Annotated in this window: 11 protein-coding genes; 2 read left to right on the forward strand and 9 right to left on the reverse strand. The window is 29.5% G+C overall.

Annotated elements, in window-relative coordinates; translation table 11 throughout:
• The first annotated feature begins 2406 nt into the window (after window positions 1-2406).
• On the forward strand, window positions 2407-2736 hold the full coding sequence (locus ACSG5Z_RS27955; RefSeq protein ID WP_097890066.1) for an Lrp/AsnC family transcriptional regulator: 330 nt from the start codon (window positions 2407-2409) through the stop codon (window positions 2734-2736).
• Window positions 2737-3154: 418 nt separating this feature from the next.
• Here ACSG5Z_RS27955 and ACSG5Z_RS27960 read toward each other — a convergent pair whose 3' ends face one another.
• The 9 genes from ACSG5Z_RS27960 to ACSG5Z_RS28000 form a co-directional block, all read right to left on the reverse strand.
• Window positions 3155-4372, reverse strand: a complete 1218-nt coding sequence (locus tag ACSG5Z_RS27960; protein WP_435712649.1) for an MFS transporter — start codon at window positions 4370-4372, stop codon at window positions 3155-3157.
• A gap of 144 nt (window positions 4373-4516) precedes the next feature.
• Entirely contained in the window at window positions 4517-4972 is a 456-nt protein-coding gene (locus ACSG5Z_RS27965) for a GNAT family N-acetyltransferase (protein WP_097890064.1), read from the reverse strand.
• Between the two features lie 14 nt (window positions 4973-4986).
• Entirely contained in the window at window positions 4987-6048 is a 1062-nt protein-coding gene (locus ACSG5Z_RS27970; protein WP_435712675.1) for an NAD(P)/FAD-dependent oxidoreductase, read from the reverse strand.
• Window positions 6026-6934, reverse strand: coding sequence for a branched-chain amino acid ABC transporter substrate-binding protein (locus ACSG5Z_RS27975; RefSeq protein ID WP_097890062.1), 909 nt, complete (start codon window positions 6932-6934; stop codon window positions 6026-6028). Before ACSG5Z_RS27975 ends, ACSG5Z_RS27970 begins: the two co-directional genes overlap by 23 nt.
• A gap of 67 nt (window positions 6935-7001) precedes the next feature.
• Window positions 7002-9017 (reverse strand): class I tRNA ligase family protein, encoded by a 2016-nt coding sequence (locus ACSG5Z_RS27980; RefSeq protein ID WP_435712650.1) that lies wholly within the window; start codon window positions 9015-9017, stop codon window positions 7002-7004.
• Window positions 9018-9033: 16 nt separating this feature from the next.
• The gene (locus ACSG5Z_RS27985; protein WP_097890060.1) at window positions 9034-10323 is read right to left on the reverse strand and encodes a lysine N(6)-hydroxylase/L-ornithine N(5)-oxygenase family protein; all 1290 of its coding nucleotides are present in this window, start codon (window positions 10321-10323) and stop codon (window positions 9034-9036) included.
• A gap of 91 nt (window positions 10324-10414) precedes the next feature.
• Complete coding sequence (rocF, locus tag ACSG5Z_RS27990) at window positions 10415-11323, reverse strand: arginase (protein WP_097890059.1); 909 nt, start codon at window positions 11321-11323, stop codon at window positions 10415-10417.
• Between the two features lie 143 nt (window positions 11324-11466).
• Window positions 11467-12741 carry an ATP-grasp domain-containing protein gene (locus ACSG5Z_RS27995; RefSeq protein WP_435712651.1) on the reverse strand — a complete coding sequence of 425 codons (1275 nt, stop codon included), beginning with the start codon at window positions 12739-12741 and terminating at the stop codon, window positions 11467-11469.
• A 396-nt stretch (window positions 12742-13137) separates the two neighbouring features.
• Window positions 13138-13485, reverse strand: a complete 348-nt coding sequence (locus tag ACSG5Z_RS28000; RefSeq protein WP_097890057.1) for a cupin domain-containing protein — start codon at window positions 13483-13485, stop codon at window positions 13138-13140.
• 804 nt (window positions 13486-14289) lie between these two features.
• Here ACSG5Z_RS28000 and ACSG5Z_RS28005 point away from each other — a divergent pair.
• Window positions 14290-14874, forward strand: a complete 585-nt coding sequence (locus ACSG5Z_RS28005; protein ID WP_435712652.1) for an SCO family protein — start codon at window positions 14290-14292, stop codon at window positions 14872-14874.
• Window positions 14875-15167: the final 293 nt, after the last annotated feature.

Here is a 15167-nt window from a genome sequence, read left to right on the forward strand (position 1 = left end):
ACATACAATACTATTTATCCATAAAGGGGCGTCTTTATATGAATCCATATCAAAGAATATCTTTAATAATGGTTATTTTAGTACCACTTCTTTTCTTAACTGTCACCCTAGTTACTGGTCGATGGGGGTTCTTCTTTTGGAGCCTACTGACTAATCCCCCTTTTGGAATCGTATATAACGTGAATTCTTTTCCGATGCATCCTACTAGTAAAATCACGAGCAAGAAACTAAGGAACAATCTACATTTCATAAAGCCCTGCCCCTCTTTAACATGCAATCCAGTGAAATAATTTGTTTCAGATATGTAGAAATATGGTTTAACCAGCAATCAATAATCAGGTGTTTTTACCTTAAGTATACCTGAGTCTATTTATTTCCCAATCCGAAAGAGATAAATAGTTTTGTTCCCATTCATGAAATAGCACGATGAATGCATAATTACATATCTATTTAATTACTTTTAGTGTTATATTTTAATAGCGATGAATGCTATTATTTCATAAGTTGTCAACAAGCGTTATGTATGTATGAGAAAAAGGAAGGAGTCAAATAGGCCCTTCTTTTTTTCTTCCAATTAAATAAATTGCTCTCTGGTAAAAATTTAAATAGTGATGCTGATTCACAGGCGTCTAATTATTGCTGGTATGATCACTTTACCTATTGTGGCAATACTTATGAGAAGTAAGTACTCTTTTATTTACGATAAAATGGAATTATTATCGTTTATTTCTCAACATTTAACATATTGAATTAAATTCCCTTTATTGTTATTATAATGGTGACAGTTTGTTTTCAAGTGCTTTAATTTAAGGACCTGATTTAATACATCAGGTCCTTCTTAATTTTCTCACTAATAAGATAATATTTTTTAACTAGATAGACATATGTTATTTTATACAGACACTTCACTCATAAAAATCTAGCTTTTTTAAGAGCATGCTTATACGCTTATTCTTCCTACTTGCTATGAAATAAAGGTTTCGTTTTTGTACACCTGAATTTTCACAAGCACCCCATTTATTTCAAATTCATTCTAATCTTTAATCAGATATAGCCTTAATAAGCTAGCAAATCCCTAAGTCTTAAATACCAGATATGAATATAAACAATTAATAATATATTGTTAAAATTAAGATACACAAATGTGGGACAAATTAAAATTTTACACAATGCCCTAGGATAATAAGATTGTTTTCTTCTCATTTCTATAGGATGTTTGTCCGTTTTTCTGCAAAAAATTAAACTGCTACGATGATTGCCTTGTTAATTCTTTAATTTCTTTTATCAAATATTCATAAACAAGTGGAGAATAGTAGGAAAACAAATAAGACTGCTAATCAAATGCACGTATAAGTGGCATATTAGTTTTTCTAATTTTACAGAATCACAATAATCAATACCTTAAAAATAAACTTCATTTTTAAAGATCTATTAAATTTGCAACAAATAAATAAAAATCATGTATTTGTTCCATCTAAACCTATTCTATAGGTATAATCATTATTCTCACATACTTCAACTTAAAAATTTCTCACTATGCATGTCATATTTTAATTGAATTTTATATCTGCTACTTGTACAAAAACACTTGATTAGAATACAAACTTGCTAAATATTCTAATACTTGAAAATGGTTATTAGCAAATTTAAAATGACTGAGATTCTATATACTTTTTTTTAAAGTAATAAATAATTATAAATAAAAAGAGAAGAACCCACCATAGTTCTTCTCTTTTTATTTATAAATTTAGGGTTTTCATATCTGTTGATATGAATAGCAGTAAATTAATGGATGAATAATTTACTAACAAAATTATAACATGTTATACAAAAGCTTTTATATGCAATATTGCATATAAAAATTCAATTTTCAAACAATCACATATTATAAAATAACAACTCAATTAGTTGTTATTTTATAATTAAACAGATAATAAAAAAGCAACTCGGATTGGGGTTCGAGTTGCTTTTTTAAATAATGCTTATATATGTATTATAACATTTCGCGTAATAAATCCAATATCAAGTGACTAACTTTTCTTATTTCTCAATATTTTCAGTTTTATAAAATTGCTCTTTAGCGTTTGGAAAACTATTATAATTACCAAAATCTATTGAATTTTTTCAAAAATATACTTCTTAATGAATGATAGAATGTTATACTATTTCATGAGTATAATTGCTTTTACAATTTGTTGAAAATAGATACTCAATAACTTTTGATCATCCGATGTTTTTTTCATAATATAAATTCCTCCTTTTAAAATTTTTTATCCTATAATATTTCATATCCATATCTGAATAACTTTATAATACTAAACCCTACTTCGACTTACCATTTCACCTGTAATGGAAAAAGGTTATATTTTTTCTATTCGAAACTAATTTGAAAGGATTTTTTATCAAATGAAAAATACCGTTATTCAAACTAAATCCACTAACATGATTGGAACGGAAAATAGCAATAAGGAAACAACTACAAATTCTTTACAAGCAATATTAGAAATAAAAGTAAAAGAAGGACAGTTCCGGGAATTTATGGATTGTATACAGCTTGAAACAAATATTGAATTTTGTTATAGAGTTACAGGAAAGACTGACTTTATTGCTAAAATTATAATAACTGATTTGAGAGAATTAGAAGAATTTGTTGATAATTATATTTCTGTAGCTCAAATAATATCTAATCTTATAATATTCAAAACAAATACTAATTATGATTTGACAGATAATTAAGGTTATAAGCGACTTTTCCTAATAATAAACACCATAACAAAAAACTACACTCCTAACAATTTGGGTGTAGTTTTTTGACAATATAAATTAAGTTTAAGTCACAACTCTAAAACATAATATAAATACATTACTACACAAAATGCATAGTAAAATGGAACTAATACTCTCATATCTATATAAAGAATTAATGTGGATATTGTTTCATTTGAGAAATCTACTAATAGAGTAGTTGAAATTTAATTGCTTATTTGAATTGGAATTAGGAAATGATATTGACTATTTTAATTATAATTAAAGGCGAACTAAAAGAAATGAGTACTGTATAATACAGTACTCATTTCTACATAGTTATTTATACGTTGTTTCGACGTTATAAAATTTACTTCATTAGCTATTCTTTTCATTTAATACGCTGCTATTAAAATGATTTTGGAGCAACTTCTTGTTGTAAAACTTCTATTTTCTTTCTATGATTTAGTTCGTTAAGATAAATTACCATCATAGTAGCAGCAACAACCGTACCTATCACTCCAAAAAGATGACCTGCATTCATAATCCCAATCCATTGAATAGGTAATGCTAACGATAAAGGTAAAGCGGCTTTGGTAAACTGGAATGCTAGTGTAGACCGACTAGACCAAATAACCGTTTCTTCTTTTGTTTTAATAAAGTCAAACATGACAGTTCTTTGATTGATACGTGAACGATTAAAAACAAAACCAAGCATAAATGAAACGGCAATTGCTAAATACCAGGAATGCACTAATCCTAAAGTAATATCAAAAACAGCAATTAATAGAAAAATTGACCTTGGAATAAATTTTTCAAATTTCCCAACAAGTGTAGCTAATAAAGCCCCTAAACCTGCTGCAGCACTAACAAATCCATACTGCATAGGATCCCAACGATATACATCGTGAAATAAAATTGGTACTAAAAAATTAAATGATGCAAGTTGTATTGTTAAAACAGCAATACCAGTAATTGTAATCCATAATATTTTTGAATTATCTATTGGATTTATTTTTTCAATATGATTTGATACAGGTTTTTTATTTTGCTGAACATCTTTACTTTTTAATAGCGGCATTAGAAGAGGTAAAAATACCCCAATACCTAAAGAGAATGCTAAACCATAAAGTACATTATTAAATCCACCTACATTCATCATAAATCCTGCTATTGCGTTCCCACCAAATGCTCCAATTTGTATTGCAGTTTGTAACATATTTGAAGCCTTTCCTGCTGGAATTTCTCCTGATAATACCATTTGAGACATATAAGTTTCCAAGCTTTGCGTAGATAAAAATAAAATAATAGAAAAAACACCTGCAAAAATATATAAAGTAAAAACATTAATATAATCACTATTCAAAAGACTTATTATAATCAGAATAATACCGATGCAACGGACACCAGAGAAAATTAACAATGGACTTTTTGTTAACCACATCTTAAGACTTTTCGAATATTTTTGCATAAAGAATGGTAACAAACTCATTAATGTTAATATAATTCCTAAATGAGTAACTGATCCCCCTTTATCCAAAATTGTCCAGGTTAGAGTTACTGTTAACATACCTTCCCCACAAAGAGTCAGCGCCAATAGTACTATAAATATAAATTGAATTGGCATTATACATTCCTTCTTTCTTATATCGGTTGTTTGACCTTAAATTTGTTTTAACTTGTTTAAAGAAAGGGATTTGGAAAATACATAACAAAATTGCACATTGAAAATGTTCTGTTATACCCGCCCTAAATACTATTAGATTGTTATTTAAATACTGTAAACAATCCAATCACTCTTATTTGCTTTTTGTTTTTTATAGAAATTTTGGGCAACTATATTATCTTTTGCGGTAACCCATTCCATATATGCATAATTATTGTCTTGGACGTACTTTTTACAAGTATTAAATAACATATCCCCAATACCCAATTTTCTATAATCAGGGATAACAAATAAATCATTTAAAATCATTGCTCTTCCCATACTTAACGTACTGAAAGTGGTATATAAAGTAGCAAATCCTATTGGCTCTTTATTAATCGTACAAACATAGAATAATCCCAAATCTTTATTTTCTATTATAGTATTTACTAATTTATCTAAAGAACTTTTTTCACGCACAGGCTTTTCATAGAATTCCATATACATTCTAATTAAATTGATAACAGTCTCTCTATCATCATAGGTCGCTTCAAAAATTTCAATATTCTCGAGATTGTTCATAGTCTTTTCTCCCCCTATACTCCAGTAATCATTTTCGCTATTCTCTTACCAATACCAGGAGCCAACTTTACTCCACCACCACTCCAGCCAGTTGCAACGATTAAACCTTCTACTTGTGGAAATTGTTCTATAATTCCTCGATTATCTGATGTATATGCATCAAAGCTTCTTCTTCCACCTATAAATAAGTTTTTATTTAGATATGGCAATCTACTTTTTGAATTTTGAAGCATTTTTTCTAAGTCATTTGGGTCAATTGACATTTTTTTGTCTGGATCAATATCATACTTATCTACTGGATATCCTACTAGAGAAGTACCTAGATTATCAGGTCTGCCATATAATCCAGTACTATCATCTATAAAAATTGGATGGTCTTTTTGTCCTATTCCATCAAAGAAATGAATTTGAATAATTTTACTTCTTACTGGAATTTTAATACCTATAGTATCTAATATATTTCCACTCCAGGCTCCAGCTGCCACAACAACATGTTTACAATGTATAGTCCCATAGGAGGTTTTAACACCTACAACACAGTTATTATCCATTAAAATTCCTTTCACTTCTATTCCTTCACAAGCTAATGCACCTTTAGTTTTAGATGTTTCAATCCATGTATTCGTGGCTAACGATGGGCTAATGTACCCTGCTTGTTCCTCGTAAGCCACACAGCTGTTTTTAGGCAAATTTATAAATTCAAATTCTTTCTTTAATACTTCAGATGAAAGGATACTAATTTTATGTCCAGATTTTCTAAGTTCTCCAATTTGCTTTTCCATTTTTATATGTTGTGTTTCATTTTCAACATATAACATTCCAGTCTGCTTAAATTTAACCTCTTCACTAATACTAAAAAAATCATTTATTCCTTCTTTTGCTATTTCAGTTAGATAAGGATCATTATGATAGACCCTTATAAAACCTCCGGATTGGCCTGTTGATCCACTACTAAAGGAATTTTTCTCTAATAAAATTGTATTTGTAATATTTTGCTTGGTTAAATAATACTGTATAGCTGCACCAATAATGCCGCCGCCAATAATAACTACATCAGCTGAATGTTTTATGATAATTCACCTCAACAAAAGATTTATCAATAACTTGTGCAATTATCCATGAAGCTCCTAAACGATCTCCATTGCTTGAAAATTTAATTGTAGAATTACCTGTTGCTAATTCATTAATTAAATTTTCTACATTAGATTCAATACATTCTAATAGATACGAAGCTGCAAGAAATGATGTTTCTACATAATCCTCTTTTGCTTTTATGGTAAAAGCATCGTTAGAATAATCTTGGGCTAATTCTATAAATTCATCTACATAAGAATCATCTGAAGCTATAAAAATTCCTTTATACCCTCTCATCCTCAGTTCCCTTAGATAAGTTGCGGAGTTAAAGTGTGTCCCAGCAAAGAATATTGCATCGCTATGCTTATTATTTTCACTATTAAAATCTTCAATTCTAGTAACTTCTTTAAATGAAGAATTTGCACTTTGATACAGTAAATCTGCTAGGCTTTTCCCGTAAAATGTTTCATCAGAAACTGCCTTAATCGTTTGAATATCTTTAGTTTTCAAAAAATTAATAACAGTTTCAGCTTGTACCAAATCATTAGAACAAAACCTAAATACTAATTCCTCGTTATTAAGCGTAACGTCTAAATTAGTCGATGCAGGAACTAAGAATGGAATTTTCGCCTTGGAATAAAACGGTATTGCTTTTAAAGCACATGCACTATTAAAGTGTCCAATTACAGCAACAACCCCTGATTCAATCATTTTTTTAGAAATATCTTTGATGGTATTTGGATCTCCTTTATCATCTTGATAAACCCATTCGATGTTACCAGCATAATTTAGCTTCGCACGATTTACACCCTCAATTAACATTTGTCCGTATACAGACCTAGGACCTGAAAAAGGGCCTACTACTCCAATTTTTATTTTCTCTTTCATAATTTGAGCTCCCTATATATTTTTTATTAGGAAATATGAGGAGGTAAGTACTCCCCCCCTCATATTATCAAATATTCTGAAGATAAAAACTGTCGTTTGTTTTTGAAAAATAATTCTCTTGAAGATCCACTTTCTGTCCAGCAGGCAAAAAGCTTACTTCCTCATCCAACTGCATGTCAACATTAAATCCCAAATCCCCCCATAGCATTTTACCAAATGTAGGCATGATTGGGCTAGAAAATAATGCTAAAATTTTTGCAGTATATAATTCTAGTGCAATAGCAGTATTTCTTCTTTGTTGATTATTGTTTAATACCGTTAAAAATTCTTCTCCTGCCGAGAATTTTTTAGCAATTCTGACTAGTTCATTTAATAATCTAACTACCTTTTGCGGTGAAAATGTATTTGGTTCATATGCATTCATAATTTCATTCATAATTCGATTTACATGTTGATAATACATTAAATAGTTACCTGATAGTGTCTCTAATTCTGGAGCACCATTTGAAGACTCAGCTTCTAACTTGCATTTTAAATCATGTAACCATGATTCCCATTCTTGGTTTAAGTTCGTATCTACAATATGATTAAATTCTTCCATAGTGAAGTTTGTTTCAACTGTTTCCGGTCTACTATAAGATAAATAATACCTTACAACATCATGTGAAGCATTTTCTAATAATTCTTTGCCCCATACAGCATGTCCCCTACTTGTTGAAAACTTAAGACCCTCTAGTTGATAAAATTCATTTGTTATCATTGTTTTAGGAAGAGTTATATCTTCACTATATGCTAGCCAAATAGCTGGGAAAAGCACTGAATGGAAATAGCCATTATCATATCCAAAGAAATTAATGATAGTCGTATCTTGATTATTCCAAAAATCCCTTAACGTATACGAAAGGTTTTTATCCTGAATTAATTCGTTTGTCGCAGATAAATATCCAGGTGCCATTTCAAACCATACATATATAGTTTGATTTTCATATCCTTCTACCGGAACTGGAATTCCCCAATCAGATACATGTGAAATAGGAATATCAGGAAAATCTTCATCTAGCATTCTCTCACATAATGCCGTTAGATGTGGCCCTATTTTTAATTCTTTGTAGTACTGTTTTAATTGTGTTTTATAATTACTTAATGGGAAAAATAGTTGTTTAATTTTAGATTTCTCTGGTTCGCTACCACAACATTTACAAGTTGGGTTTAATAAATCTATACACAAATTAGGTCTACCACATTTTTCACAAGCGTTGCCATCTGATAATTCATCACAATGTGGACAATTACCTCTCACATAAGCTTCATAAAGGTGCTTATCGCATTGCTTACAGAATAGAATGTCGACTTCTTTTTCTACTAATTTACCTTCATTCCACAGTTTTTCAAAAAACTCTTTGACAAACTCAATGTGGAATGTTGAAAAATGAGGTTTTACAAAAATATCCGGATTAATTTCTGCTAGTCTTAATGTTTTTTCAATTTCATTAGCAAAATGATCTGCCGTTTCTCTAGGAGATTTTTCTAATTGTCCCGCCTTAAACGGCACATAGCTTTGATGATCATCCGCCCCACTCATATAAAAGACTTCATTTCCTTTAAGTTTTAAATATCTAGTTAAAATGTCAGCTCCTGTATATGGACCAGATAGGTGCCCTACATGTAAATCACCATTAGGTGTTGGTGGTGTGGCCGTTATTAAATATTTCTTTTTACCTGAATCTAACTTCTTGCTATTTTTTTTACTAAAAGCATTTTCCCACCATATGGTGAAGAATATCAAATTTTCATCTGATGTATTTTTCAAACTATGTTCTTCAAATGGTGGAATAAAGATGGCGTCCCCTTGCGTAACAGGTTCTTCTTTTTTACCCACTTTAACTATTCCTTCACCCTTAAAGATAATAAAAGTTTCAACTTCATGATGTCCATGAATTTTAGAAATTTCTCCAGGTTCTATGATTCCCCACATTGCACCAAATGGTGAATCATATAATTTATTAGAATGCGGAAATAATCGTTGACACATAATATCATATTCATTTGTAAAAATCTGTGGATTTATCTTTTCAATATGCATCTTTAGACCCCCTATATTATGAAACCACGTTTTTAGTTTTTTCTTCTGTTAATGAATTATTTTCTTGTACGGTTTTTAAAATTTCATTTGATCGAATAGATAAATTAGATAATAAAGTGTCACTCAGTCCATGAGTGCTTTCATTTACACCCTGTAAATAAATACCAGGTTTAAATTTATCCGTTGTTTCTAAACGATAATTTCGGGAAACTTCAATATTATCTGAAATGTACGAGTTAAGATTTTTTAATAAAGGATGGTTCTTTTTACTTTCGTACCCAGTAGCAAGAATTACAGCATCAGCTTCAATAACAACTTCTGTATGTTTAACTATGTCTTTGTAATAAACAACCGCTTTATCAGACAGTGTTTTTATCTCCGTTAATTCTAAAAATGGCTTTATTCTAAAACGATCTTCTCCATGAAATTTTTGGTTATATAAAGCTTTATTAATTTGGCTTATTAAACTTCCATCCGCAGCTGCATAATTAGTATCACTGTGGTGTTTTAATAAAGCATCTCGATTTTTTTCTGGTAAAGAATAAATAAAGTCAATCATATTAGCGTCAAATATACGATTAACAAGCTTACTTTCATTTACAGCTTTATATGAGAAAGGTCTCATCGTTGCCGTAATATCTGATTTCGGATAATTATTGATTAGATGGAAAAATAATTCAGCTGAACTTTGTCCCGAACCTACAACTAAAAACTTATGAGCGTCATTTTGTTTAAAGTTATTAATTTTGTTTTTAAATTGACTTGAATGAAATACTCTACTATTATTCAATTCAATGTTTATTGGCGTTCTTGGTGTTCCACCTGTAGCCAAAACAATATTTTTAGTAATATAGCTCTCTAATTGATTAGTCTTTGTATTTTGCACAATAACTTCTAATAATTCGACAGAATCTTCAGATATAATAGGGTCTACTGAAATTACTGTTCGACTATAATAAACGTGTTCTTCTAATTGAGATGCAACCCAAGACATATAATCATTGTATTCAAGTCGTGACGGATAAAACTCTGAGAGATTAATAAAATCGCTTAGTCTTTCATTTTCATGTAGATAATTTAAAAAGGAGAATTTACTTTTAGGATTTTTTAGAGTTACAAGGTCTTTCAAAAATGAAATTTGAATATTTGTATTATCTAAAAGCATCCCTGGATGCCATTGATAGTGCGTTTTTTCTTCTAGAAAAATTCTTTCCATTGAATTATTTTCTTCTTCAATAGCAGTTGCTAAAGCCAGGTTCGCTGGCCCAAATCCAATTCCAATAACATCATATATTTTATTATTCATTTGACTCGTCCTTTTCGTTTTTTTAAATTCTCGTATATAATTTTATTTTTTATAGTTTTTTTATAGTTTTAAAAATAATTTCAGAAAAAAATTATTTAGACATAGTAACTTTCTTACTTAAAAGTTCAGTGATAAGTCCAATTGTTGTGTTGACAGTAATATTATCCTTGTCTAATATAGGGTTTATTTCCGTGAACTCTGCAGCTACTAGGTTTGTATTATTTCTTAGCATATCAATTGCCTCTTTTGTATCATCTAAACTTAAACCATGTGGAACTGCTAATCCTCCTCCAGGAGCAAATTCAGGATCTAAAGCATCTAAATCAAATGTTAGATGAACTGCATCTGTATTATTATTGAGAATCTTAATTGCCTTTTCCATAATACTTTTTATTCCTTGTTTTCTCACATCTTCTGCTGTAAAAATTGTTACTCCTAAATTTTTGAGAAACTCTTCTTCCCCTGGGTCTAAATCACGAATTCCTATTTGTACGATATTCTTTGGATCAATTTTAGTTTCTTTCTCTAGAAAATCTTTAAATTTTTCGTTACCGTATCCTAAGAGAATTGCTAAAGACATCCCATGAATATTACCAGAAATCGATGTTTCAAATGTATTTGCATCCCCATGAGCATCAAACCAGATTACTCCCAATCGTGGTATTTTTCTAAGAATTCCAGTTACAGTCCCAATTGCAATACTATGATCTCCACCTAAAACTAATGGGAAATGCCCTTTTTCCAATTCGTTCTCAACTGTCGAAGCAATATTTTTACATATATCAATTACTTCATTTGAAAACTCTTGTTTGACAATTCCATAATTTTTATTATTGGTTGAAGGAAGAGAAATGTCTCCTAGATCAACAAAATCAATTCCGATTTCAGTTAATTGCTTCGACATACCGCCATATCTTATAACATATGGTCCAAGGTCAACCCCTCCTATACTAGCTCCGAAGTAAGTAGGTGCTCCCAAAATAGATACTTTTTTATTCATAATATTTTCCACTCCATTTCAATAAGAATATATATAGGATTACTTGGTTTTAAATTGATACTATTAAATAATTTATCGATAAATCTAGCGGTTATATTCCTCATTTAAAACAAGGAATATAACAACCAGATTTACTTAAGTTTTTATGCATGAACCGGAATTTCTAATTCTATATCTAATTGATTATCTAATACTCTAGCTCTTTGGCGCAATTTTTCTACATCAGATTTATCATTATATGGTGCTCTTAATGAAAGTAAGCCCGTTATATCAAATCCTTTTGGAGCATGATATACTTCAGCTCCCACTTTTGCTACAGGATAGTAAGCCTTATACTCTGGCTGTTCAGCAACAATTCCCAATTCATTTTTCTTTATAATTCCAGATCTATATACAAATTTAATACAAGTACAAGATTTTGGTGTTGTAGATCTAGTTAAGAAGAATTCCATAATATCCCCTTTACAATCTAATAAACCAAGAATATTAACGGCTACTAAATCAATTCCATGCACATCACGTATATTACGATAAACATGCCCGCCACTGATTCTAGTACTAAATTCTACAACTTTAAAATTCCCTTGCGTATCTCGGCGTAGTTCTACATTAAATAAACTGTTTTCAATAGCTAATTTTCCACATATTTCTTTAGCAATATTAACAACTATGTCTTCATCTACACCAACATACGGTAAAGTGTATTCATCTTCCTCGAAATATGGACCCATCATTTTATTTTTATTGTGAATTCCACCAAGGTAAAATTCTCCATTTAAAACGACTCCATCAACTGTAATTTCTTCTCCAGTCAGAAATTCTTCTACTAATGCCACACATTGTTGTGTTTGATTAAAATAGAATCCTTTATTTGTTTTAGAAAGATTAATAATTTTTTCTAATGAATTATTCAATTCTTCTAAGTTGTTAACTAAATATACAGATTCACTGCTAGCAGCCATAGTAGGCTTAATGATTACAGGGAAAGGAATATTTTCTATTTCTTTCTCTGCATCCTCTATAGAATTAACTTTTGCAAATTTAGGACTAGCAATAGAATTCTTTAACATAAATTCTCTCTGCTTTGATTTATCTCGAGATATCGTAGCAGCTTCAACAGATAACGCTTTATTACCAAAGCGTTCATTAATTTTAGCAGTTAATACAATATCAGTTTCTTGCCAAGTTACAAAAAAGTTAATTCCTATATCTTTTCCTTTTGTAAAAATATAATTTTCAGCATCTATTTCAGAAGCCTCTTCAAGTACAATTACTTCTTTAAAGCGCGCATCCATTGTTTTACTTGGTACACTCGTAAACAAGTAAAGTTCATCAGATATTCTTCCTGCAGTTTCAATATGATCACCATGAATGCTATAACCTTTTCTCATGATGATTCCAATTTTTTTATTTTTCATATGTAATCTCCTTTTCTTCTCTGTATATCTTGATAACACGTTGTAATCGTATACTAAAACTTTTGATTGTTCAATAGATTAGAAATATTTAGAAATATTTTTCCGTAAATATATTTTTATGTAAAAAAAACCCAAAAAACCTCAAATTGAAAGACATGCAACTAGATATTTTTACTTGAAAAAACTAACAAGAATTCATTAAAAACGCCGTAAAGTTTACCTTTTTTAAACATAAATTACCTTATTTTAACATTTTTGTTTTTTTCTATTGATTCTTATTTATTGAAAAAGTTTATTTTTCTTTAATGGCATAACATACCTGCCTATAATTAGTTGTTGTCTAATTTAAACAAACTTGATAAAAAGACTTTTATTTTCACCTTTCCTATTATGCAATTATCGTTGTAATTTAAAATCTTTTTCGCAAGAGTATTCAGCAGGTGCAAAGAAAACAAGTACCGTGAGATCTTCTTCAATAGTATGAAATCTATGTTCCATGTTAGCCTTTACATAAATAATAGAACCAGATTCAACAAAAATATTTTCACTCTCTACTTCAAGTTGTGCTCTGCCATTGATAATATAATATACTTCATCTTCTGTATGTGGTTGTTGGATATCTAAAGATCCTGCTTTCAATTCATAAATTCCCATACTTAGATCCGTTTCATGCAAAAATTCATAATAATTTTTGTCTATATTTCTTTTTTCTCTTAAAATCTGTGTAAGTTGATAATTTTTCATTTGTTATCCTCCTAATGTTATAAAATTCTTGAATCAATTAACTTAGTTAACTTAATAAAAGGAATATATCAGGTATAAACTAAACTCCTTTACATGTGTCTAAAGAATTAATTAAAGATATATAAACTGCCAGCATAACAAAAAGAGATAGAAATAGTCCTATCTCTTTTCTACATAAGGGCCATGCTTACAGATTATCCTTTCATTTCAAATTTAATTTTAATAGGAGAAATCTTAATATTCAATCTCTAAAATATTTTCTCAATATGTATAATTTAATCTTTAATTTATACTATAGTTAACTCTATTTTTAACACATTAGCCAAATATATAGTGTTTTTTCACTCTTATGAAGGATATTAATTCAAGGATCATACCGAGATGAATTCATTACCAGTATTATCAATAAGTTCTTGAATGAACTATCTATTTTTCCTTATATAAAATACTTCTTATCAGATATCGCGCTTTGTATAACAAAGTACTAGATAATATCTTCTTGTTTTACTTTACCTTTCACCTTTTATTATGATCCGTAAAATAAAGAAGCTATGTATGTAATAATGACATACCTAACAATCTTAATTATAAGCAGTCTTGTGAACTATAAACATCAAAGAGGAAGCTATATGCATAGTAGTATTATTATAAATACCCTGGAACAAGGGGATTCATTCGGTTTTGTTAAGATTAATTCGATGGCTATTAAAAATAAAAATTAACCAAAGTAAATACTACCGATTGTTGGGTAGTTCATATAACCATTCCGTAAAATCTATAAAAAATGAAAGGAGATAAATACATATGAAAAAAATGAATTTCATTAGATCACTTATACTTATAATCACAGTTATAGCTCTAGGAGCATGCAAAGATGCAAAACTCAACAATTCACTAGATTGGGATGTACAGAAGTTCTCATTTACAGATCAAAATGGGAAGCAATTTGGATCAGCTGAGTTACAAGATAAAATTTGGGTAGCTGATTTCTTCTTTACAAGTTGCCAAACAGTTTGTCCACCTATGACAGCCAATATGGCAAAAATCCAGAGAATGTTGAATACGGACGGGATTAAAGATGTAGAATTTGTATCATTTAGTGTTGATCCTGAAGTAGACACACCAGAAAAAATAACAGAATTTATGAAGACCTATGCAATGGATGGAAGTAGGACTCATTTCCTCACGGGATATAAAAGAGCAGATATTGAAAAGTTTGCTAAAGAAAACTTCCAATCACTTGTAACTAAGCCAGAAAATGATACACAAGTTATACATGGCACAAGTTTTTATCTGATTAACAAAAATGGAAAAGTTCTAAAAAAATATTCAGGCGTCGAAAATACTCCTTATGACGAAATTATTCAAGACATTAAAAAAATTAGATAATAAAATTCTATTAAGTCAATAGTTTGAGGAAAGTGAAAGTTTACTTTCATTTTTTAAAAATAATTACAACAAAATTTGTAATTACTTTCTCAATATATATACTATTGTTAATTATGGTTTTAATATTAAGAATCAGCAAAAATCTAAGCAAAATAAAAATATAATGGTTATCCTTTTTGTTTACTCCTTGTGCTAAAGATAAGATCGTATTCGCCGATCTTATTTTTTTACTTTGTATGCTTTTGATACAAAAATGAATCCTTATATAATAAGAATTCTGTAACTGGAACTAA

Origin of the sequence: Bacillus pretiosus (assembly GCF_051294775.1) — a bacterium.
Taxonomy (GTDB): domain Bacteria; phylum Bacillota; class Bacilli; order Bacillales; family Bacillaceae_G; genus Bacillus_A; species Bacillus_A wiedmannii.